Here is a 23632-nt window from a genome sequence, read left to right as displayed (position 1 = left end):
GGCGACCGGCGTCTTCCTACTTCACCGGCGTCATCTTCAGGCAGACGGGGGCTGGTATTTCGAGCTGCTTACCCGTCGGGGTCAGCATACCTGTTTGCTGATCGATCTTGAAGATCACCACATTCTTTCCGTTTTGGTTGGCTGCCAGCAGCCAATGGCCTGTGGGGTCGATCATGAAATTACGGGGTGTCTTTCCCATCGTGGACTGGAATCCTTTTACCGTCAATTTCCCCGTCGTCGCATCGATGGCGTAGATGACGATGCTGTTGGCGTCGCCGCGGTTGGAGGCATAGAGGAATTTCCCATTAGGCGAAACATGGATGTCGGCGCTGCCGATGTCGCCCTTGAATCCATCGGGGAGGGAAGAGATATGTTGGATGGGCGTGAACTTACCGTTGCTGTAGTGGAATGCATCCACAGTACCGGTGAGTTCATCGATGACATAGGCGTAAGGTTTGCCGGGAACAAAGGCCGAATGACGCGGGCCTACGCCGGGTTGCAGGGTCACCACCGAATCTGTGGCGTTGGTGAGCGGCTGTTTTGTGGCAGCGGGATTGAAATGGAGGACGGAAAGATTGTCCATCCCCAGGTCGCAAACGACGAGGTATTTTTCATCCGGGGAGAGGATGGTGGAGTGCACATGGGCTTTATCCTGGCGGTTTTTGTTGCCGCCGGCGCCCGTATGCTGGATGGTTTCGGTGGCGGGCTGCAACGAGCCGTCGGCGGCGATGGGCAGGGCGGAGAAATTACCACCGCTGTAGTTAGCAACCATCGCCCATTTGCGATGGGCGTCCACGGTGACATAGCAGGGATCTGCCCCGCCGCTTAGCTGTTTGTCGATAAAGGTGAGCTTTCCGGTGGTCTTGTCAAAAGAAAAGGCGCTGACGCTGCCCGGGGTGGCTCCATGCGTCTCGCCCACGGCATAGACGAATTTTCCGCCCGGGGCGATGGTGAGATAGGAAGGGTTTTGAGTAGCGATCGTACTCACCGGCTTGAGATCTCCGGTGGCTGCATCGAAAGTATACACATAGATACCCTTGCTGCCTTCGGCAGACGGACCATCTGTATAGGTGCCGACAAAAAGATAGTATTGCTGCGAGAAGCCTGTGAGGGACAGCAGCAGAAGTGCGATGGAAAGTAGGAAACGCATCCGGTGGCTATTGAGTTTGTGGAAGAATTGAATACGCGCAAGATAATAAAAAAGAAGGATTCGGAATTTACGGTCCAGCCACCGGGAGTATACGAGAAATGGAACTAGGGGATTTCCGGGCTACTCTTCGGCATCTACGAAGGCATAGGGGTTTCTTGTTAGAAGAGAGTAAGATAACCACAAAAGGTAATCAATTGTTCATGTTCGATTTTTGAAAATCCCTAATAGGAATGGAACTTTGCGCCAGTGAATGAATGAAAATTTAGTCCGTATCCTTCGAACTGCCAAACTGATTATCCATACCTGTGAATTAGTGTCCAATGTCCGCCTGACGTTTTAGGCTCTGCTGTAAGAAACGTCCATCTCTTACAGAGATTTTATTACCCCGTTCGCTTTCAAGCGGATGGGGTTTTTTGTTTTGGGGCTGGTTCGTTTGTTTTTTCTGTACTTTTATTGCACAAAATAAACTACTTATCATGCGCAAGATCTATTTTCTTCCTGCTGCCCTGCTGGTGGGAATGGTTGCCTGCAACAATGCGGACAACAAATCCGCTGCTGGTGCGGATACGACCAAAACGGCCACCAAGGATACGGGTATGGCTATGGCCCCAGTTGATTCTACCAAGGCAGTTCCGGATGTTCCGCCTGTTCCGGCGGGCGCCAAGGTATATTTCAAGAACCTTAAGAACGGCCAGACGGTGACGTCGCCGGTGAAAGTGGAGATGGGCGTTGATGGCCTGAAACTGGATACTGCCGGGGCAATAGTTGCCGGTACGGGGCACCACCACCTGCTGATCGATGCGGGGGATTCTATCCCGAAGGGGACGGTTGTACCAAAGGATTCCACGCATCTGCACTTCGGTAAGGCTCAGTCCAGCGCTGAAGTAAAGCTTGCTCCCGGGAAGCATGTGTTGACCCTCCAGTTTGCGGATGGCATCCACCGCAGCTATGGCAGCCAGCTGGCGACTACGATCAACGTCACTGTGAAATAAGACTCTTCATTCAAGCCCCCGGCTTCGCCGGGGGCTTTCTTTGCCCTAAGCAACCAACGCAACGAAAAAGCCGTAAGAGTTGTCATGGAAATCATGAGAAAAAGCACACGACATTTCTATTGGACGATCGGGATTTTAGCAATTTTAGCAATTTCCTTGGACAGTTGCTCGAAAGCCGGTTCTACGACCACAACCAGCGCGGTTACCTACTTAGCGGTGATTCATGGCGCCCCTTATACCAGCGCCGCCACCATCTACCTTAATGATACGCTGATCACCCAGACAACCGGTATCGCTACCGGCGCCTTTTCCCCTAAATACGGCACGATCCGGCCGGGGTCCTATGCGGTGAAGTTTAAAAAAGCAGGGACTGACAGCATTCTCGACCAGTTGGTCTCTTCCTCTTACGACACGCTTAACTTTTATACTCTGTTGCTATATAATAGTTTTAACAGCGGCGCAAGTGTCACCGGCGGCACAGCCCATGTCCTGAAGATCTGGGATGATTTCAGCAGCGTCACTTCCGCCAATGCTTATTACCGCTTCTTTAATCTGGCGCCGGACTATCCCCAGGTGAGCGTGTATTTCAATGGCCTGCTTACCCAATCCAACCGGACTCCGGCGGACAATGCCGCCAACGATGGATTTAATAAATTTCAACCGATGACGGCTGCCAATTATACCATTACGGTGAAGAATGCCGTTACCGACAGCGTTATCGCTACTTCCCCCACCGTCAGCCTGCAGGCGGGAAATGCCTACACCATCTGGCTTAGCGGGATAAAGTCTTCGAATAATTCCGGCATGTCGATCAACGTGTTACAGGCCCAGTATTAATTCGCTATCACCTCCTCTGCATACGAGCTTACCGGCTCGCAGGTGCAGATGAGGTTGCGGTCGCCATACGTATTGTTGACGCGGGCGACGCTGGGCCAGAACTTGTTCTCCCTGACATATGGCAGCGGGAAGGCGGCCTGGTTGCGGGTATAAGCGTGCTTCCACTCTTCGGCAATGATCATATGTTGCGTGTGGGGAGCATTCTTAAGCGCATTGTCCGTTTTATCGGCCTTACCATCTTCGATGGCAAGAATCTCTTCATGGATGGCGATCATCGCATCACAGAAGCGATCGAGTTCGGCTTTGTCCTCGCTTTCCGTTGGCTCGATCATTATCGTACCCGGTACTGGGAAGCTGAGGGTAGGGGCGTGGAAGCCATAATCCATCAGGCGCTTGGCCACGTCTTCCGCTTCGACACCGGCGCTGGCCTTGAAGGGACGCAGGTCGACAATAAATTCATGGGCGCAGGTGCCGTTGGCGCCGGTGTAGAGGATCTTGTAGTGCTTCTCCAGGCGGGCCTTCATATAGTTGGCATTCAGGATAGCGTAGCGGGTGGCGTTGGTGAGGCCTTCCGCGCCCAGCATCTTGATATAGGCATAGCTGATGAGCAGGATGCTGGCGGAGCCAAAGGGTGCAGCCGATACGGCATGTCCGGCGGCGCCTGTTGCTGCCTGCCCGTTGCCGGCAGACCGGCGCCGGGTATCCGTACCGTATACATGGGACGGCAGATAAGGCTTCAACCGGGCAGTCACACAAATGGGCCCCATGCCGGGGCCACCACCGCCGTGGGGGATGGCAAAGGTCTTGTGCAGGTTGAGGTGACAGACATCGGCGCCGATGAGCCCGGGGCTGGTGAGCCCGACCTGGGCATTCATATTGGCGCCATCCATATAGACGAGACCGCCATTATCGTGGATAGTGCGGCAGATATCCTTGATGCTCTCTTCAAATACGCCATGCGTGGAAGGATAGGTGACCATCAGACCAGCAAGAGAATCCTTGTATTGTTCTGCTTTCTCTTTCAGGTCCCGGACATCGATGTGACCCTCGTCGTCGCTCTTCACGACGACTACCTTCATGCCTGCCATGATAGCGCTGGCCGGGTTGGTGCCGTGGGCGGAGATGGGGATCAGCATTACGTCTCTATGCGAGCCGTTGTGGGCATTATGATAGCCGCGAATCGTCAGCAGACCGGCATATTCACCGTTGGCGCCGCTGTTCGGCTGCAGGGAAGTAGCCGCAAAGCCGGTGATCTCGCTAAGCCAATCTTCGAGCTCAGTGAGGATCTGGCGATAGCCTTTCCATTGATCGGCGGGGGCAAAAGGATGCAGGGTGCCAAATTCCGGCCAACTAACGGGAATGAGTTCTGTGGCCGCATTCAGCTTCATCGTGCATGAGCCGAGGGAGATCATGGAGGTGTTGAGGGAAAGGTCCTTGTTCTCGAGGCTGCGCAGATAGCGCATCATCTTTGTCTCGGAGTGGTAGGTATTGAAGACGGGATGCGTCAGGAATTCCGATACCCGGGTGACGGAGGAAGGGATGTTGGCAAGGGTATTGTCCACATCGAAGGTTGCCGACACCAGTGAGATGCCGGTGAGATGGCCGAACACCGAGAGGATATCGACTACGTCTTCCTGGGACGTTGTCTCGTCGAGGGTGATACTTACTGTTCCGTCGACGTGGTAATGGAAGTTGATCCCGTGTGCTTCCGCCGTTTGCCGGAGGGAGATAAGGTCTTTTACTTTGAGCCTGATCGTATCGAAATAATAGTCATTCAGATTGGGGTAGCCCATGGCCTCCAGTTCAGTTGCAAGGGTGCGGGTCAGCAGGCTCACGCGTTTGGCGATGCGGGTAAGTCCTTCCGGACCGTGGTAGACGGCATACATGGCCGACATATTGGCCAGCAGCGCCTGCGCGGTGCAGATGTTGGAGGTGGCTTTTTCGCGTTTGATATGCTGTTCGCGGGTCTGCAGCGCCATCCGCAGGGCGCGGTTGCCTTGTGCGTCGATGCTTACGCCGATGATACGGCCGGGGATGCTGCGCTTGAAGTCCTCTTTTGCCGTGAAGAAGGCGGCATGCGGACCACCGAAGCCCATCGGTACGCCAAAGCGTTGGGAGGAGCCGATCGCTACATCTGCACCCAGTTCGCCTGGCGGGGTCAGCAGGGTAAGGGCCAGCAGGTCGGTGGCCATCGCCACATAGGCTCCTGCTTTGTGAACATGCTGGATAAAGGTACGATAGTCGTGGATGGACCCGTCGCTGGCCGGGTATTGAACGATAGCGCCAAAGTAGGAGCCATCGATGACGGCCTTGTGGTAGTCCCCGACAACCACCTCGATGCCGATAGGCTGTGCACGGGTGAGCAGCAGGTCTTTTGTCTGGTCGAAGATATTGCTGTCGACAAAGAACCGGGGGGTGGTGATATGGTCATGGTCCTTGTTCTTCCCGTTGAAGAACATGGTCATGGCTTCCGCTGCGGCTGTCCCCTCGTCGAGAAGAGAGGCATTGGCCAGCGGCAGGCCGGTGAGGTCGGCGATCATGGTCTGGAAGTTGAGGAGGCTCTCCAGGCGGCCCTGGGAGATCTCTGCCTGGTAGGGGGTATATTGGGTATACCAGCCCGGGTTCTCGAAGACATTGCGCAAGATCACGCTTGGTACGATGGTGCCATAGTAGCCCTGGCCGATGTATGATCTGAATACTTTATTGCCGTTGGCAATCTGCCGCAGCGAAGTAAGGTATTGATTTTCGCTCAGGGGGCCGGGGATGTTCAAGGGCTTTTTGCTTCGGATGGAAGCCGGGATGGTCCGGTCGATAAGTTCATCCAGAGAGCCTACTCCAATGGATTTCAGCATTCCGGAGGTTTCTTTCTCGTTCGGGCCGATGTGGCGCCCGGCAAATTCATTCGCTTGCTGTTCGAATAGATTCATAGCTAGAGTTGACCATTTTTTAAAGAACTGCAAAGGTACGACGATGCGGGGAGAATTCATTGCAAATTGGCACATCGGTGGGGAAGAGGTGTATAACGCCGTCCTGCGCGGCCGAAGGCCGCGCAGGACGATAAATGAGAAAAGGCCGTCCCTACTTTGACAAGATGGGACTGGCCTTTTCTCTTAAAAACCCCTAAACCCTAAAAATTGAATGCTAAACTATTCGTGCGTAGGCATGAATGAATTGCTGGTACAAAAGTACCTCAGCAGGCCCGAAATGGAAAATAGAAAATATTAAAACGGAATTAAAATTGAGGGTCAGGTGCAAAATCCAGTGATTCAACGGATTCTGCCTCCCGCATTTGTTCGCTGGTCTGGCGGCTGCCGTCATGACTCCAGCCAGGGGGGCCAAAAAGATACTGCCATTTTTCCCGCAAGCCGATGTCCTTCCGCGACAGGTCTTTCCCGATGGCCTGCCATTCATGGAAAACGATGCCGGCAGGACCGTCATTTTCCACAGGTTTTGTGAGTCCGTATCTGGTAGGCTGGTATTCCTCCGGCGTCAGCTCGGGCTGGAAGGTTCCAAACAGCTGGTCCCAGATGATGAGGAACATCCCCATATTCTTATCCAGGTAGCGGGGATTCGAAGCATGATGGACACGGTGGTGGGAAGGGGTGACCAGGATATATTCCAGCCAGCCCATCTTGCGGATGAGTTCGGTATGGACGAAGATTCCCCATATTTGGGTGGCCGAATACATGAATACGATGTCCAACGGTTTGAAACCCAATAAAGCCAGCGGGATAAAATAGACGAAACGATATAGCGGTTGAAACACGGACGATCGGAAACCGACAGAGAAGTTCATGTGTTCGGAGGAATGGTGGGTAACGTGCACCGCCCAGAAGAACCGGATCTCATGGTCCCACCGGTGCAGCCAATAGTACAGGAAGTCCTCGGCCAGCAGCAGGACGAACCAATAAGAAAAGACGTTGGTGATGGATATCCAGTGATGCCGGTAACACAGCTCTAGTATCAATAGATAAATGCCCCTGAACAACAGGTCGATGGCGCTGTTGAGCAGCATCAGGTAGAGATTGCTGAGGGTATCTTTCCAGGTATAGGCCTTCTTACGCCGGTAGTTGCTAAGAAGTATCTCCAACCCGATGATAATAATGTAGATGGGCGTACTGATCAGTATGAGTATTTGTTCCCTAAGGTTTTCCACGAGCTAAAATTACGGCAAATAACGCACCTTTGCAGCAGGGTATTGTTACGTAAATGCAAATGCCTACATATGAGTGATTTGTTGAATAACTGGGAGAAAAAGTCGAAGGACAGACAGAAGGAATATAAGCGCTTCCTGGAAAAAGCCGGGAAACCGGCGGTACGGAACCGGGTTTTGGAGCAGCTCCCCGAGCTGCATGAGGAAGCTTTTCAGCGGGTCGATTGTCTTCAGTGCGCCAATTGCTGCAAGCATTATTCCCCCCGGTTTAAAACGCCGGATATAAAACGTATTGCAAAACATCTGAAGCTGAAAGAGAGCGACTTCATCGAGCGTTATCTTCGGTTGGATGAGGACGGGGATTACGTTGCCAAGTCGACCCCTTGTCCTTTTCTGGGCGCCGATAATTATTGCAGCATCTATGAGGTGAGACCCTCCGACTGCGAGCGTTTCCCATATACCGATGAGGATGTCCTGGTGCGCCGGCCTGCGCTGACGCAAAAGAATTCTACTTTTTGTCCTATTGTTTATTTTGTGCTGGAGAAATTGATCGCAGCCGGCGAATGACCCGCTATTGCCAGATTTCCTCCCTATTCCATTGCGACGTGAACCCTAATGATGCAGGCTTTATTATCGGATTATTATTGATCAAATTGACGATGTTGTCCTTAAAATCGCGATTCCGTTTCACACTCTTTAGTAAAAATTGAATTACGCACAGCACAGCGTATATTTTTGATACATCTAACTCTTCGATATCGGTCAAAAAGCGATTCTTTTTTCGGCTAGGCATGGTCGGTTTAATCGTAAGTGTCCTGTCTAATATTTTTGCATGGTGAGCGCATAGATTTCGAACGTAGGCAAGGCTATGCAGCCAGGAATTAAGAATATTGTCATGTGTTCTCAGGAAGGCAGAAATGCTTACCCTGTCCTCTGTTTTCAAAAGCCCGTCATAGATCATAGATATTTTTCCAAAGGACATTACTTCCAGGATCATCCAGGTCGGGGGCAGGTCTGGTTCATTATACGTTTGCTTATATTTCTTTATGAATTGTTCATCAGGAGTATTCTTGCAATATTCAACTATTTCATTCATCATCGACTGATGATAACCGTAAAATTCAGGCTTGAATATCGAAGTGTTCGTAAGCCAGTGGGAACCATATTTGCAACACAGAGAACTGTTAATGAGGGACTTCATTGCTACCTCAATATCGGCAATCGCATCAAAAAGGGTTATTCTTAAAAACTTGTCGAATTCATAAAGAGCGAGAATGTCCTCGATCACTGTGTCATTAAGGAACTGACCGCCTTTTATGAAATATTTCATATAGTTATTCAAACGAAAATAACCAATAGACGACAAGATGGCCTTGACTGAATCTTCTTCCTGAATTATGAGGTGCTTACTTTTAAGACGAATGATCTGCTCGTCGATTGTAAGGGCGGGGTCAGTATATTTCATTGGACGGGTTTAAAAAAAGGAAACCCACCAAAGTGCGCTTGAATCAGAGGCGTGGCGGGTGTTGTTGGTGTAAAGGTAAGTAAAAATATTTTCTCAGCTATGTATTATTAAGCGGGAAAAAATTGATGTGTATTTTAAATCATCTGATATTCAATTGTTTGCATTCGAAGAGCACCGGGTAAGGGATGCGTCCTGCAGTCATTCAATACTGTAATTTCCGCAGGGTAGGCGCTTTGAACCAGGTAGTGATCACCACGAGGATGGTCATACATCCGCCAAAGACGACGGAAGGTACGACTCCCAGCAGACGGGCCATTACGCCGCTTTCGAATTGTCCCAGCTCGTTGCTGGAATTGATGAACATGGAATTCACCGATGATACCCTTCCCCGCATGCTGTCGGGGGTCTTCACCTGTACGATGGTGCCCCTGATGACAACGCTGATGCCGTCCAGCATGCCACTGCATAAGAGCGCCAGAAAGGAGAGCAGGTACCATTTCGACAGCCCGAAAACGATGATGCAGGCGCCAAAGCCAAATACGGCGTACAGGAGAATATAGCCCTGGCGGCGGTGCAGGGGCCTGAGCGCCATCGCCGTGATCATGCAGATGGAGCCGATGTCATCGGCTGCGTTGAGCCAGCCAAAACCTATCGGTCCTACTTTCAGGATATCGCGGGCATAGACGGGGATCATGGCCACGGCGCCGCCGAAAAGGACGGCGAACAGATCGAGCGCCAGCGCTCCCAGCACTTCCTTGGTGTGAAAGACAAAACGCAGGCCCTCTTTTATACTATCCCAGGTCTTTTGTTCCCCGGCTGTCATGAAATGTTTTTTCGGCGATAGAGTGAAAAGGAAGGTCCACGCAATGATCACATACAGGGCGACGACGCTGAAACAGACGAGATAGCTGGTGTGCGCGATGAGGAATCCCGCCGTGGCATGCCCTGTCACCGATGCAAATAAAAAGGCGCTGGTGTTCAGCGTGACTGCGCCGGGTAATTTTTCCTTTGGCACTATCTGCGCGATGATGGCCTGCAGCGCGGGCCCGGCGAAGGCGCGGATGACTCCCGTACAGAAAATGATCGTATATGTCAGCCACTGGACCCAGTGATGCTGAAGCGAATTCGAAATGGGACCAAACGCGAGGGCCAGCAAGCCCGCTACGCAAAGGGCATAAAAGGCTGTCGTACGGAGAAGCAGGGTGCGCTTATCGCTTTTATCGATGACATGACCGGCATAGAGCGCCAGGCAAAAAGCCGGCAGGAATTCGGAGAGGCCGATGAGCCCGATGGCAAAGGGATTGTGCGTGATCTCATAGATGCGCCAGCCGACAATGGTCGTTACCATTCGCAGGGCCATGATGTAGAAGAAGCGGGCGGTGATAAAATTCCTGTATTCAGGAATGCGTAATACATCCAGTGCGGTGGGGCGTCTTCGGTCTTCCATCGGTACTAAGGTAACGTAAAATATTGTTGCCCGTCTTCGCTATCGTTTTCCAACGCATCCAGCACTACTTTCAGATGTGCTTCATTGCCCAGGAAGTCGGCATTGCTTACGTCCACGAAAAGGGTGCGGATATTGTGTTGACGGATATACTGGGTATAGGTTTCCTGGATGCTGGCGAGGTATTCGTCGGGAATGTTCTGCTCATAGGGTCGGTTGCGTATACGGATATTCGCTTGCAGCTTCGCAACCGGGGCATGCAGGTAGATCAGTATCTGCGGCTGTACCAGCTGTGATTGCATGATCTCGAAAAGCCCCTGGTAGAGCTTGTATTCCTGTTCGGGAAGATTGACCCGGGCGAAGAGCAGGCATTTTGTAAAGAGATAATCGGAGATGGTCAGCGACTGGAAGAGATCGCCGGTATGTACCAGCTCTTTGAGCTGCTTATAGCGTTCGGCCATAAAGAACAGCTCGAGCGGAAAAGCATATTGTGCGGGGTTCTCATAGAATTTGGGGAGGAAGGGGTTATCGGCAAACTGCTCCAGGATGAGCCGGGCATTGTAATGCCGGGCCAGCATGTGCGCCAGTGTCGTCTTTCCCGCCCCAATATTGCCCTCGATGGTTACAAAGTGGTACTTCATGCATTGATCTTTTTCACCGCCAACGGGTCGGTGCAGGTGAGTAGCAATTCCCGTACCGATACGCCCAAAACCGGATGAATATAATCGGGCGCGATCTCTTCCAATGGCGCCAGGGCGAAACGGCGGTTCTGCACCTCAGCGTGCGGGATGATCAATCCGGGTTGGTGGATGATCGCATCATTAAAAAAGAGTATATCTATATCGATGATCCTCGAACCATACTTCTCCATCCTTTTTCGCCCCATTTTTTCTTCTATACCCAGCAGGATATTCATCAGGGATGGTGCGTCCGCTACCGTCTCCAGGCAAAGGGCCTGGTTAAGAAAATCGGCCTGATCGGTTTTGCCCCAGGGCTCCGTTTCATACAGGGAAGAGCAAGTGCGGATGGAGCCGGCGGCCGCTTCGATGTTCGCCCTTGCCGCGGCCAGGGCAGCCATCCGGTCGCCTTCGTTGCCACCTATCAATAAATAGGAGATGTTCATAGATTCCTTACTTTCGGGGGCCCAAATATCTTTATTTTTGGACTTAGCTTAAAAAACTTATGCGAGGATTTTTTAAAACGTTTTTTGCGGCATTGTTGGCGCTGGTGGTCTTCGCCGTGGTGGTCTTCTTCCTGCTGTTGGGGATCATCGGTGGCGTGCTTTCGCCTTCGAAGCCAGAGGTTGGCGGGAGGGCCGTCCTGGTTGTCGATCTCGGCCAGACGTACAAAGAGCAGGTGCAGGACAACCCTTTTGCCGATCTTGGTTCGGACGAACAGTATGATGTGCCGGGACTTTATGACGTTGTCCGGTTGCTGCGACATGCAAAGGAGGACACGGCGATAAAGGGAATTTATCTCAAATGCAACAACGATCCTAACGGGTTTGCCACCAACGAAGAGCTACGCATCGCGATTGCCGATTTCAAAAAAAGCGGAAAATTCGTATATGCCTATGGGGAAGGCATCAGCCAGAAGGCCTATTATGTCGCCAGCGTGGCGGACAAGATCTATTGTAACCCCAAGGGCGAAGTAGAATGGAAGGGGTTTGCCACCGAAATGTTGTACCTGAAAGGGGCCTTGCAGAAGCTCGAGATACAACCCCAGATCTTTTATGCCGGCAAATTCAAGAGCGCCACGGAGCCCCTGCGGGAAGATCATATGACCGAAGCCAACCGCATTCAGCTGACCGAGCTGCTCAACGGTTTTTACGACCGGTTTCTGGAGACCACGGCCGAGGCCAGGGGACTGGATACGGCCGTCTTGCGGAAATGTGTCAACCAAAGCCTTATTCGTCGTGCGGCCGACGCCCTGGATTATAAACTCGTCGACGGGTTGCTGTACGACGATGAAGTAAAGGATTTGATCCGTTCGAAGCTCAAAGTCGACAGCCATGCCTGGCTCAATTTCATCCCGATCGGCAAGTATGCCAAGGCGGTTAATTTCAAAGCCACGGGGAAGGATAAGATCAGCCTCATCTATGCAGAAGGGGAGGTCGTCGACGGCAAAGGAGAAAAGGATGAGATCGGTTCGGAAACCTATCGCTGGCTTATCCGCAAGGCAAGGTTCGATAAAGATGTAAAGGCTATCGTTATCCGGGTGAACTCCGGTGGCGGCAGTTCGCTGGCCAGCGAGAATATCTGGCGGGAAATTACGCTTGCCCGGAAAGAGAAGCCGGTCGTCATCAGCTTTGGCGATGTGGCCGCTTCCGGCGCCTACTATCTTTCCTGCAACGCCGACAGCATCTTTGCACTACCCGGCACCATCACCGGCTCCATCGGGGTCTTTACGATCATTACCAACCTCCAGTCCTTCTTCAAAAATAAATTAGGGGTCACCTTTGATGGGGTGAAAACGGCGCCCGAGGCGGATATCCTGTCTGCCACCCGGCCGTTGACGGCTAATGAACGGACCATGGTGCAAAATGTGATCGACACCATTTATCATGATTTCAAGTCGCGGGTCGCCGACGGCCGAAAGAAAGACATCGGTTATGTCGACAGCATCGCCCAGGGCCGGGTCTGGAGTGGTACGATGGGACTTTCGCTGGGCCTCGTAGACAGGATCGGGACGCTGCAGGACGCGGTGGATTGTGCGGCGCGGATGGCAAAGACCAGCAATTACCGGCTGGTGGAATATCCCGAGCCAAAGAGCTTCCTGGACAGACTGCTCGGAACATATAAGCGCAATGCGAGTGTCCAGGCCGTCAAATCCGAGATTGGCGAGGATGGATACCGTACCTATACCATTTTGAAAAAAGTAAAGAGTATGATCGGGGTCACCGAGACCAGGCTTCCCTTCGATCTGACTATTGAATGATATGGCAAACAACTATAGCCAGCTGCGGGCGATGCTGGCGATCACGAAAGGCAGTTTTAAGGCGATCCTGAGAAACCCATCTGCCGTGGCGTTCAGCTTCGGTTTTCCGCTGATCTTTATTCTTGTTTTTGGTTTTATCGATGGGGGGGCACCCACTGTATCCATTGCGCTTACTAATCGGCAGGACACGTCCGCAGTGGTGATCAGGGGGTTGCTAAAGAACCCGATGATCAGGCTGTCCGATGTGACGGATACGGTTGCCATCCGGGATAATCTGATAAAGGGTCGCATTGCCGCGATCGTGTCCGTGGATTCGACAAAATCTCCGGCAGGGTTTACACAATATATCATCCGTACCCGTACCTCTTCGGCAAGTGCCGATAAATATCCGATATTGAAAGCGGCCCTGGCGCAGGTGCTGGAATATGCAGTGGATAAGAATATGCCGGAGCAATACCGGCCCATCATTATCACGGAGCTGCCGCAACTGGCCGGGCGCGAATATTCGATGATCGACTTCATTCTGCCCGGGATGCTCGGATTCTCGCTGCTCAGCGCTGCCGTATTCGGAGTCGCCTTCCTGTTCTTTAGTCTTCGCCAGCAACTGGTGCTGAAAAGATATTATGCTACACCCATCGGCAAGCGATACATCGTGTTGGGCGAAGGACTTTCCCGGGTGATCTTTCAATTGATAACCGCCGTTGTCATCATCGGCATTGGGAAAGTGGTGTTCCATTTCACGCTGGTGCATGGCTGGCTTACTTTTATGGAGATGCTGGTGCTGAGTCTCTTCGGGCTCATCGTCTTTATGGGGTTTGGATTCATCATCAGCAGTACGGCCAAAAGCGAGAGCACCATCCCGCCATTTGCCAACCTGTTCACCCTGCCGCAGTTTTTGCTTGGCGGAACCTTCTTTTCCGTGGAGGCATTTCCCAAATGGCTCCAGAAGATCTGTGAGATACTGCCGTTGAAACAGCTCAACGACGCCATGCGCAACGTGGCCTTCGAAGGCGCACATCTCACCGACTGCTGGAAGCAGCTGGGTATCCTGACGCTGTGGGGTATTGCCACCTATGCCGTGGCTGTAAAGGTCTTCAAGTGGGAATAAATCTGAGTCTATGCGTTTCGTGAAATTCTTTATATTCTTTGTCGTGACGTTTTTCCTGGTGCTGATGGCACTTTCCCTGCTCGTTCCCGCCCATCTGCACATATCCCGGGTGATCAATGTAGCGAAACCGCGGTCAAGCGTAACCGGCGTGATCGGCGATCTGCGCACCTGGGACGAATGGAATGGGTTTATCCGGAATACCCCGCTGACCCATAAGCAATATTCCATACCCGCCAGCGGGAAAGGCGCGTGGCTATCCTCCGATGAGCTTACTATCCGGGAGACGGCGGTAGATACCGACGGAGTAGCCTTGCAGTGGGACCTCAAGGGTGGAAAGCGGTATGTTGGCGGTTTTGACCTGTTGTCGGTGAATCGCGACAGCCTCACCATTCAATGGTGGTTCAATTTCGATTTCCGGTGGTATCCCTGGGAAAAACTGGGCGTCTTTGTGTACGACCGGAAACTGGGCCCCATCATGGAGGAATCTTTGGATAGCCTGAAGCTGTTTTTGGAAAAATCCCGTTAACTTAGACCGGCGGAGTCCGGCCCGTACCCTGTTCTTACATGAGTCACTTAAAAAAACCACCATATGCGATTACGTAACGCTATTCTATGCTTGTCTGCCATGTTACTGGCTGCGACGGTTTCCTATGCACAACCCAGCCATCCGAACAGCCCGCACGACACCATCAAGACAAAAGATATCACTATCACCTACGGCCGCCCGTACAAGAAGGGGAGGGATATCTTCGGCGCTCTTGTCCCCTATGGGAAGACCTACCGGTGCGGGGCCGATGAACCTACGAAGGTGACCTTCGCCAAGGACGTGACCTTCGGTGGTAAGCCTGTAAAGGCGGGAACCTATTCCTTGTTTGCCGTTCCTGAGAAAGACAAATGGACGGTGATTCTCAACTCCAATCTGACGATGTGGGGTACGCAGCATGATCAGCATGCCGACCAGGATGTCCTGAAGGTGGACGTGCCTGTCCAGAGCCTCAGCTCCCCGGTAGAACAATGGACCATGACGACCAATGGCCACGAGATCACGATGGCATGGGACAAGACCAAGGTTGCTGTTCCCGTCAAGTAACCGGTTGTTCAGCATATTGCACAAGGCAATGGACCAGGAAATCATACACCTGGTCCATTTCTTTTTCCGTGATACAATAAGGCGGCATGAAATAGACCGTACTGCCCAGGGGACGCAGATAGATGCCTGCTGCAAGCGCGTCACGTGTAATGACCGGTGCGATGGCGTTGATATATTCATCGCGCCCGGTATTGATCTCGAAGGCCAGGATGGTTCCCAGCGCCCGTGCGTTGCGGACGATGGGGTAGGAGGGGAGCGTTTCCAGGAAGCGGGCATGCCGGCCGGAGATATAGCTGATGCCGCGCCGGCCCTCTTCGAGGAGGTCGAGGCTGGCCAGGGCGGCGGTGCAGGCCAGCGGATTGGCGGTGAAAGAGTGGCCGTGGAAAAGCGTCTTTCGTTTGTCATCGCTGAGAAAGGCCTCAAAAATGCGTTCGGTCGTGGCCGTTACCCCCAGGGCCATCGTGCCGCCGGTGAGCCCCTTGCTCAGGCAGATGATGTCGGCCTTATGCTGCAGATACTCTCCCGCGAATAATTTCCCCGTCCGCCCAAAGCCGGTGAGGACCTCATCGGCGATGCAGAGGATGCCTTGTCCGGCCGCCGCGGAAAGAAAACGGTCGAGCGAGGCCGCATCATACATCCGCATTCCTCCCGCACCCTGTAGCAGCGGTTCGTAGATGATGCCCGCGAATTCCTTTCCCCGCAGCCGGAGGAAGGACAACAGCTCGTCCAGGTTCTCCAGTGATGGGGTGTCGATGAAAACGGGTTCGAAGAGATATTCGCGAAAGGCGTCCGTAAAGACGCTGCGTTCGCTGACGCTCATTGCGCCAAATGTGTCTCCGTGGTAGGAGTGGTGGAAGGCTAACACTTTGTTTCGGCCGCCGGGACGTGCCCGGAGAGCGCCGGATGCCGAAGGCCCGGTGTCTGCCTGGTTGCTCCAATACTGGATGGCCATTTTGATGGCGACTTCCACCGCAGTAGACCCGTTGTCGGAATAGAAGACCCGGCTAAAGTCGCCCGGCAGCAGCGGCAGCAGTCGTTCGGCAAGCGCTACCGCCGGCTCGTGGGTAAAGCCGGTGAAGATGACGTGCTCGAGCCGTAGGGCCTGTTGATAAAGCTTTTCCGCTATATAGGGATGCGCATGTCCATGGATATTGACCCACCAGCTGCTGATTGCGTCGATATAAGCGTTGCCCTCGTCATCAAATAACAGACTACCTTTGCCTTTAACAACCGGGATGGGGGGGAGAAAACCCTTATGCTGGGTGTAGGGGTGCCAGATTACCTGCCTGTCCCGTTGCGTCAATGATGTTGTCATGGGCGTAAAGGTACGTAATAGCGAAAAAAGGGGGGTATAGAGGCGCCGGTGCAACGAACAACCCATTTTGCTTGTCAACAAGCGCAACAACGGATATGGATTATCATCAGTTGGTAAAAGACTGCCTTAGAGGGGATGCTGCTTCACAAAAGCAACTATACGAGCATTTCGCTGCGGGGATGCTGGGCGTCTGCTACCGCTATACGAAATCCATGGTCGACGCGGAAGATGTTTTACAGGAAGGGTTTATCATGGTTTTCAAGAATTTGCACCAGTTCAGCTTCACAGGCGAACTGGGTGGTTGGATTCGCCGGATCATGGTCAACACGGCCATCAATTACCTTAAAAAACATAGCCGTTATCAGGCCGATCTGTTGTTCACGGAGGGGACCCTTCATCCGGTGTCCGACGATGACCCCGAGGTTTCTCTCAGCACGAAGGAGCTGGCGGAGCTGATCCGGCAACTGCCTCCGGGTTATCAGGCGATCTTCAACTTACATGCTATAGAAGGGTATAGTCATGTAGAGATAGGAAAGATATTAGGTATCAAGGAAGGGACCTCCCGGTCGCAATATGCGCGGGCCAGGTCTTTGCTGATAAGCTGGATACACAAGTATTCGGCCGCTAATAAAAATGAATCGACCTATGTACGACCCTAATTTCGAAAAAGGAGTGCGGCAAAAGATGGAGGGATTGCAATTCATTCCTTCAGAGTCGGTGTGGGCAAACATAGAAAATGCCGTTGCCAGCCGTCGTCGCCGGCGCATGCCGTTCTTCTTCTGGCGGTTTGCCGTCCCCGGTATCATATTGGCCGGCTCGGTAGGTGGGCTGTTTCTGCTGGTCCGGCCTGTTGCTACCTCGTCCCCGGCGAAAAGTCCGGTCACCGCTGCCTCAACCACCGCTGCTACCTCAACCAAAGCCGCTGCTACCCCGGCCACTGCTGCCTCTACTCCAGCCAATGTTGCTGCCGCCACCACGTCCAGGACGGTGACGCCGACCGGAAAGGCGATCTCCAAGCCTGCTTCGCCTGCTGCGATTACTGCTGCCGGTGACAGGGACGAGACCGTCGCTGCTGTCCATGCCGCTACCCGCAAGCGATCTGCTGTCGATGGCAAGACCACTATCCCTGGCCGGCGTGATCGTCACGGCAAAACTGTTGATCACCCCGACCAAACCACGGAAGGCGATGCCGGAGACCGGGCCATCACCGACGTTGAACCGGCTGTGTCCGCAGCAACCCTTGCCCTTCCTGCCCCTTATCTCTATCAGCCCGATCGGGCCGCTCAGGGCATCGCCGCTGGTATCCGGGCTGCGAACCTTTCAGCAAAAAAGACCACTGTCGCGGTGAAGACCCTGCAAAAGCCGGGAAGGCCCTGGGAAGCCGGATTTATGGCCGGGGCCGGTCTTTCACGTCTCAACCGGTTGAGTGTCAGTGCTTCCGATGTGGCCACGAATGCCACTTCCTTTGTCAATCTTAACTATTCCTCTGCTACCAACCGATCGGTATCGTCGCTGGCCACGTCCCAATCCTACGGGGGTAAACACTATGTTTCCGATGTACGGTCGGAGATATCTTACATGGCGGGCATCTACCTGGAGAAACCGCTTTCCGACCGGTGGAGCATCAATCTCGGGATGAACCTGCATTATTATTCTACCCGGATCACCATCGGCCAGCAGGTGAGCACCTATGTGCCGGCATCCGTCTCCCTGATCACACCGACCACGCTTAGCGCTACCCAAAGTGCCGCGGTCTATACTGCGGGTGACCAGCAATTCTATACCAATCGCTTTTATTTCCTGGAATTGCCGGTAGGTCTGCAATGGAAGATCAACAAGAGCAGGATGCTTCCCCTCTTCCTGGAGGGTGGCTTTTCCCTGTCGCGCCTGATGGGCGCCAATGCCCTGCTCTATAACAGCAGTACCGGAATTTATTATAAAGACGCCAACGTTATTCAAAAAACGCAGTTCGATGTTTCCTCCGCCCTGATGGTTGGTCTGCCTTTTCACGGCATCCGCATCCAGCTGGGGCCGCAGGTGCAGTATGGGTTGACGCCGCTGATCAATAGCAGCAACCTGGGCGACCAGCATTTCCTTTACACCGGCATCCGCGTGGTGGTAGTGCCGGCGCACAAATAGGCCCTGGAGGTTGATGCCCGGGTGGATTGCCGCTGCCGGCGGGTGCGCTCATTCCCCTTCCAGGAAACGCAGGTTGCGGCGTATTCCGGTATAACGGGTGCGCTTGATCGCCGAATGACGGAATATCTCCTTGAACCCCTCTTCCGTCAACTGCTCCCAGTCCGAGGTCTTGAAATTCAGGATGGCGGGAATCGGGGTGAACTCCAGCTCCGTCGCAGGCCGCGAGAAGCGGTTCCAGGGACATACGTCCTGGCAGGTATCACAGCCAAACAGCCAGTTATCGAACTTCCCTTTCATCTCATCGGGGATCAACAGGTCTTTTAGCTCGATGGTAAAATACGAGATACACTTACTGCCGTCCACCACTTTATCTTCGCCGATGGCATCCGTGGGACAGGCATCGATGCACCGGCGGCAGGTGCCGCAATAGTCGCCGGAGAATGGAGAATCATATTCAAGCTCGATGTCGACAATCAGGGTGGCAATGAAGAAGAAGGATCCGGCTTGTTTGACGAGGAGATTACCATTCCTGCCTACGAATCCAAGGCCGCTGCGTACCGCCCAGCTCCGTTCGAGCACCGGGGCGCTGTCGACAAAACCACGGCCGTCCACTTCGCCGATGGCCGCCCGCATCTTCGCGAGCAATTCCTTTAACCTGCTTCGGATCACCTCATGATAATCCTTGCCATACGCATATTTAGCTACCCGGGGCGCCTCCGGTTGTTGCCGGACGGGTGGATAGTAGTTCATCAGCAGGGTGATTACCGATCTGGCGCCGGGAACCAGCCGGGAAGGATCGATGCGCAGATCGAAATGGTTTTCCATATACTGCATGGTTCCCTGCATACCCTTGTTGAGCCAGGCTTCCAGGCGCCGGGCATCGTCGTCCAGGCGGACGGCCCGGGCGATGCCGCAATACTGAAAACCCAGCTCGTGGCTCCATTTCTTAATGAGATGTGTATGGTCGCTTTTTGTCAACTGTTACATTTTTATCCCCAGGGAGCAGAAATATATGAGTAATTTATTTATTTTGGGATCGATTACTCCCTAACCGAGCCATTATGGTCCCCCTGAAGCCGTTAACCTATATCGCCGCGATTGTATGCCTATGTCTTCTGAGTGATCTTTGTTCTGCCCAGGGCAAAGCTAAGAATACATGGGGAAAGATCACTCCCGCGGATTTTTCCCTCTCCGCCAAATCGCCGATAATCGACAACAATACCAACGCCGTCATCCTTGACGATGAAGGCAGCGTCCACTACATCGGCAGCAAGACCGGGTGGTTCTCGTATGTTTATACGCGGCAGACCCGGATAAAGATCATCAACAAGAAAGCATTCGACCTGGCTACCATCTCCGTCGGTCTCTATGGCCGGGATGAGAGTGCGGAAAGGATCAGCAATGTACAAGCCGCCACCTATAATATGGATAATGGACAGGTGATTCAGACCAAGCTGGAAGCAAAGGACGTTTTCCTCAACCGGATGGATAAGGAACAAACGGAAGCAAAATTTTCCCTTCCCGGGGTAAAAGAAGGGTCTATTATCGAATACACCTATACGATAACATCGGAGTACTGGCATTATCTTCCTTACTGGCAATTCCAATGGGAGAGCTACCCCTGCCTGTTCAGCCAATACCAGGTGGAGATACCCAGAACCCTATCGTTCATTTTTGTCCGTCAGGGCGCCCATCCCTATTCGACGGATAAGGGGGCGGAGGGGAGCGGGTCCTATAACATCCACAACAGCCGCACCGCAACAAGCCTGGACCAGGATCGGTATTACAGCATCAATACCATCAAACATACCTGGGCCATGAAAGAGATCCCGGCTTTTGGCGACGAACGATTCCTCACCACCCCGGAGAATTATCTCGACAAGATAGATTTTCAACTGTCCGCCACCAATGACGGAGAGACCTCCTATGATCAGACAAACAGCTGGGCCAAAGCCACTGAGGAGCTGTTGAAAAGGGATGATTTTGGCGGCGCCCTGGAGCAGGACAATGATCAGTTGAATGCGCTGACCGATAAGATCGCTACCGGCGACGGCCAATTAGCGCAGGCAAAGGCCATCTATTATTATGTAAGCCGGCATTTCACCTGCACCGACCATTACGATAAATATATCAAGACCAATCTGCGGGATGTCCTGAAGAGCAACCGCGGAACCGTCGGCGATATCAATCTCCTGCTCATCGCCATGCTCCGCAGAAAGGCCATGCACGTCGATCCTGTCGTGCTGAGCACGAGGGAGCATGGGTTCAATCTGGCGACCTATCCCATTCTGCAGCGATTGAACTATGTGGTCGCCCGGCTAAAGATAGATGACCATATCTACTATCTTGATGCGGCCCATCCCCAATTGGGTTTTGGCCAGTTGGCCGGCAACTGCTACAACGGGCATGCCCGTATCATCAGCAACAGCGACTCGGCGTCCGTATGGTTCTGGGCCGACTCCCTGAAGGAAAAGAAGACCACGATGGTGCTGATCTCCAATACGGACAAAGGAATAGAAGGACAGTGGCAAACAACGCTGGGTCCGGAAGAATCCTATGAGGTGCGAAAAAGAGTGAGTGAAAAAGGGGAGCAGGCTTACTTCAAAGATATCCAGACAAGCTGGGGGGAAGACATGGACATCAGCAATGGCGGCATCGATTCCCTGGACAAACCGGAGGAGCCCATAAAGGTACATTATGAATTTCTCCTGAAGCAGACTGCGGGTGCTTCGGTGTTCTATCTGACCCCGATGCTGGGCGAAGGTTACCGGGAAAATCCCTATCCCGCTGAAGACCGGAAGTATCCCGTCGAAATGCCTTACACCATGGACGAGACCTATATCTTATCGATGGAAATACCCCAGGGGTACAGTGTGGACGAACTGCCAAAATCGGCCAAAGTGGCTTTCAACGCCGACCAGGGCTATTTCGAATACCTGATACAACAGGGCGGCGGGATGATTCAGATGCGCTGCAGGGTAAAGTTGAACAGGGCCCAGTTTCAGCCGGAAGACTATAGCGCTCTCCGGGACTTCTTTGCCTTTATCGTCAAGAAGGAAAGCGAGCCGATCGTTCTGAAAAAGAAATAATTCCTAAGCATGAAGCGAATAGCGTATCTTCTGTTGCTGGCCGTCCCTTGCCTGGCGCAGGCGCAAAACTACAGCACGGCGCTGCTACCCGACTCGCTGCGAAAAGGCGCGCGTGCGGTTATCCGGGAATCGGAGCTGATATTGGAGATCAAATCGCCGGGGAAAGCGGTGGAAAAAGAGCACAATGTCTATACCATCCTTAGCCCCAATGGCGATAACCTGGGAGGCTATACCTCCTCCTTTGGTAAGTTTAATTCCATCAACGAAATCTCGGGGGTGCTCTATGACAGCCTGGGGAAACAGGTGCGGAAGGTGAAGCGAAAGGATATGCAGGACAAGACTTATGTTGACGATATGAGTCTTGTTTCCGATACCCGCTATCTCGAGTACAATTTCTATTGCAAGGTCTATCCTTATACAGTGGATTACCAGGAAGAAGATGATATAAATGGGATCCTTGATTTCAGCGATTGGATACCCCTCCTCAACTCCGGTATCTCTACTCAGCACTGCAAGTATACCATCATTGCCCCAAAGGATTACACTGTGCGTTATATGCTGATGAACGGGGCTGCGCCGCCGCTGATAACGGAAAACCGGGATAAAAAGATCTACACCTGGGAGGCAAGCAATCTCCCCGCGCGTAATACCGAACCCTCGGGACCCCGCTGGCGGGAGATGGTCCCTTATGTCCTCATCGCGCCTTCTGACTTCGAGGCCCAGGGATATAAGGGAAACATGTCCACCTGGGAGAACTACGGAAAGTTTATCGCCCAGTTGCGCGCCGGGCGTGACATCCTGCCTGACAATATCCGGCAACAGGTGCATGCGCTGGTGGACACCATTCCCGACAAGCGACGGAAAGTATACGCCCTGTATCATTATCTTCAGCAGAACACCCATTATATGAACGTGTCATTGGGTATCGGCGGCTTGCAGCCATTCCCTGCCGAATATGTGGCCGTGAAGAAATATGGTGACTGCAAGGCCCTGTCCAACTACATGGTAGCCCTGCTGAAGGAAGCTGGCATCCCGGCAAGATATGTAGAGATCATGTCAGGAAATGATGCACCGCCGATGATCGAAGCATTCTCCAGCCGTCAGTCCAACCATATCATTACATGCGTGCCTATGGGTAAGGACAGCCTTTGGCTGGAATGCACCAACCAGACGGTACCTGTTGGGTATATGGGCACATTTACGGGCGGGCGCAAAGCGATCCTCATCGATGATGATGGTGCGCATATAGTTGCGACACCTTCCTATTCTGCAGATGATAATACGCGATGCCGGGTCATCCGGGCACAGATCGGCGCTGACGGTAATCTTGACGCCAGTGTGAACACGATGTACCGCTGCGTCCGCCAGGACCTGCCGCAGTCCATGATAGATGAGATGTCGGCGGAGGACAGGACGAAATACCTGAATGAGCTTTTCTCTTTGCCGACCTATACGGTGGACAAAAGCCATTACGAGGAGGAGAAGGGCCCTCTGCCTGTCGTAAAAGAAGACCTGCATTTGCTGGCGCCCAACTATGCCGGGGTATCGGGCCGGCGGCTCTTCATCGCACCCAATCTCGTTGACCGCAGCCACAAACGTCTGCCGGCAGACAGCGTCCGCAAATACGATTATATCACCGACAGGGCTTATACCGATATTGACAGTGTGGAGATATCGGTTCCTCCCGGTTACCAGCCCGAGGCCATGCCGGAAGATGTCACCATTGACGGGAAGTACGGCCGCTTTAAGGCCAGTGTAAAATTCGACAACGACAAATTGATCTACTACCGCTACCTGCAGCAATCCATTAAACACTATCCGCCTGCCGACTATCCCGGCCTCGTTCGCTTCTATGAGCAGTTATACCAGGCGGACAACCAAAAGGTGGTGCTGGTGAAGAAAGAGTAGCACCG

20 protein-coding genes are annotated in these 23632 nt (G+C 53.0%); 11 read left to right on the top strand and 9 right to left on the bottom strand.

The features are described from left to right. Nucleotides 1-16 precede the first annotated feature (16 nt). Nucleotides 17-1150: a lactonase family protein gene (locus IEY39_RS04200; protein WP_188928831.1), complete on the bottom strand. Its 1134-nt coding sequence runs from the start codon at nt 1148-1150 to the stop codon at nt 17-19. Nucleotides 1151-1626: 476 nt separating this feature from the next. Between IEY39_RS04200 and IEY39_RS04195 the strand changes: the two genes are divergently transcribed. Both IEY39_RS04195 and IEY39_RS04190 read left to right on the top strand, forming a co-directional pair. After that, on the top strand, nt 1627-2142 hold the full coding sequence (locus IEY39_RS04195; protein WP_229688761.1) for a DUF4399 domain-containing protein: 516 nt from the start codon (nt 1627-1629) through the stop codon (nt 2140-2142). Between the two features lie 156 nt (nt 2143-2298). Beyond that, on the top strand, nt 2299-2979 hold the full coding sequence (locus IEY39_RS04190) for a DUF4397 domain-containing protein (RefSeq protein WP_188928829.1): 681 nt from the start codon (nt 2299-2301) through the stop codon (nt 2977-2979). On the opposite strand, the gene gcvP is transcribed toward IEY39_RS04190, so the two are convergent. Next, nucleotides 2976-5906, bottom strand: a complete 2931-nt coding sequence (gene gcvP, locus IEY39_RS04185; protein WP_188928828.1) for an aminomethyl-transferring glycine dehydrogenase — start codon at nt 5904-5906, stop codon at nt 2976-2978. The two genes, IEY39_RS04190 and gcvP, sit on opposite strands and share 4 nt — an antisense overlap. A gap of 305 nt (nt 5907-6211) precedes the next feature. After that, nucleotides 6212-7135, bottom strand: coding sequence for a sterol desaturase family protein (locus IEY39_RS04180; protein WP_188928826.1), 924 nt, complete (start codon nt 7133-7135; stop codon nt 6212-6214). Between the two features lie 69 nt (nt 7136-7204). Here IEY39_RS04180 and IEY39_RS04175 point away from each other — a divergent pair, with 69 nt between their 5' ends. After that, on the top strand, nt 7205-7699 hold the full coding sequence (locus IEY39_RS04175; RefSeq protein WP_188928824.1) for a YkgJ family cysteine cluster protein: 495 nt from the start codon (nt 7205-7207) through the stop codon (nt 7697-7699). A 4-nt stretch (nt 7700-7703) separates the two neighbouring features. On the opposite strand, the gene IEY39_RS04170 is transcribed toward IEY39_RS04175, so the two are convergent. From IEY39_RS04170 to folK, 4 genes are all read right to left on the bottom strand, one after another. After that, nucleotides 7704-8597, bottom strand: a complete 894-nt coding sequence (locus IEY39_RS04170) for an Abi family protein (protein WP_188928822.1) — start codon at nt 8595-8597, stop codon at nt 7704-7706. A gap of 202 nt (nt 8598-8799) precedes the next feature. Further along, nucleotides 8800-10044 (bottom strand): MFS transporter, encoded by a 1245-nt coding sequence (locus IEY39_RS04165; protein WP_188928820.1) that lies wholly within the window; start codon nt 10042-10044, stop codon nt 8800-8802. A gap of 5 nt (nt 10045-10049) precedes the next feature. Beyond that, nucleotides 10050-10682: a deoxynucleoside kinase gene (locus IEY39_RS04160; RefSeq protein WP_188928819.1), complete on the bottom strand. Its 633-nt coding sequence runs from the start codon at nt 10680-10682 to the stop codon at nt 10050-10052. Beyond that, on the bottom strand, nt 10679-11164 hold the full coding sequence (gene folK, locus IEY39_RS04155; RefSeq protein WP_188928817.1) for a 2-amino-4-hydroxy-6-hydroxymethyldihydropteridine diphosphokinase: 486 nt from the start codon (nt 11162-11164) through the stop codon (nt 10679-10681). Before folK ends, IEY39_RS04160 begins: the two co-directional genes overlap by 4 nt. A gap of 59 nt (nt 11165-11223) precedes the next feature. On the opposite strand from folK, the gene sppA reads away from it, so the two are divergent. The 4 genes from sppA (at nt 11224) to IEY39_RS04135 (ending at nt 15176) form a co-directional block, all read left to right on the top strand. After that, the gene (gene sppA / locus IEY39_RS04150) at nt 11224-12978 is read left to right on the top strand and encodes a signal peptide peptidase SppA (protein WP_188928815.1); all 1755 of its coding nucleotides are present in this window, start codon (nt 11224-11226) and stop codon (nt 12976-12978) included. A 1-nt stretch (nt 12979) separates the two neighbouring features. Continuing rightward, nucleotides 12980-14086, top strand: coding sequence for an ABC transporter permease (locus IEY39_RS04145; protein WP_188928812.1), 1107 nt, complete (start codon nt 12980-12982; stop codon nt 14084-14086). Nucleotides 14087-14096: 10 nt separating this feature from the next. Then, entirely contained in the window at nt 14097-14612 is a 516-nt protein-coding gene (locus IEY39_RS04140; protein ID WP_188928810.1) for an SRPBCC family protein, read from the top strand. A 63-nt stretch (nt 14613-14675) separates the two neighbouring features. Next, nucleotides 14676-15176, top strand: coding sequence for a DUF2911 domain-containing protein (locus IEY39_RS04135; RefSeq protein WP_188928808.1), 501 nt, complete (start codon nt 14676-14678; stop codon nt 15174-15176). Here IEY39_RS04135 and bioA read toward each other — a convergent pair. Then, nucleotides 15169-16491, bottom strand: a complete 1323-nt coding sequence (bioA, locus tag IEY39_RS04130) for an adenosylmethionine--8-amino-7-oxononanoate transaminase (RefSeq protein WP_188928807.1) — start codon at nt 16489-16491, stop codon at nt 15169-15171. The two genes, IEY39_RS04135 and bioA, sit on opposite strands and share 8 nt — an antisense overlap. Nucleotides 16492-16562: 71 nt before the next feature. On the opposite strand from bioA, the gene IEY39_RS04125 reads away from it, so the two are divergent. Continuing rightward, on the top strand, nt 16563-17150 hold the full coding sequence (locus IEY39_RS04125) for an RNA polymerase sigma factor (protein ID WP_229688760.1): 588 nt from the start codon (nt 16563-16565) through the stop codon (nt 17148-17150). Next, nucleotides 17137-18630 (top strand): porin family protein, encoded by a 1494-nt coding sequence (locus IEY39_RS04120; RefSeq protein WP_188928805.1) that lies wholly within the window; start codon nt 17137-17139, stop codon nt 18628-18630. The genes IEY39_RS04125 and IEY39_RS04120 overlap by 14 nt, the downstream gene beginning before the upstream one ends. 48 nt (nt 18631-18678) lie before the next feature. On the opposite strand, the gene queG is transcribed toward IEY39_RS04120, so the two are convergent. Beyond that, nucleotides 18679-19608, bottom strand: coding sequence for a tRNA epoxyqueuosine(34) reductase QueG (queG, locus tag IEY39_RS04115; RefSeq protein ID WP_188928803.1), 930 nt, complete (start codon nt 19606-19608; stop codon nt 18679-18681). A gap of 83 nt (nt 19609-19691) precedes the next feature. Between queG and IEY39_RS04110 the strand changes: the two genes are divergently transcribed. Together IEY39_RS04110 and IEY39_RS04105 are read left to right on the top strand one after the other, a co-directional pair. Then, a complete protein-coding gene (locus IEY39_RS04110; protein ID WP_188928801.1) occupies nt 19692-21719 on the top strand; it encodes a DUF3858 domain-containing protein in 2028 nt (675 codons plus the stop codon). A gap of 9 nt (nt 21720-21728) precedes the next feature. Further along, the gene (locus IEY39_RS04105) at nt 21729-23627 is read left to right on the top strand and encodes a DUF3858 domain-containing protein (protein WP_188928799.1); all 1899 of its coding nucleotides are present in this window, start codon (nt 21729-21731) and stop codon (nt 23625-23627) included. The last annotated feature ends 5 nt before the right edge of the window (nt 23628-23632 follow it).

Origin of the sequence: Puia dinghuensis, assembly GCF_014642875.1 — a bacterium.
Taxonomy (GTDB): domain Bacteria; phylum Bacteroidota; class Bacteroidia; order Chitinophagales; family Chitinophagaceae; genus Puia; species Puia dinghuensis.
Note: the sequence above shows the minus strand (reverse complement) of the source record. Positions and strands in the feature narration are given on the sequence as shown.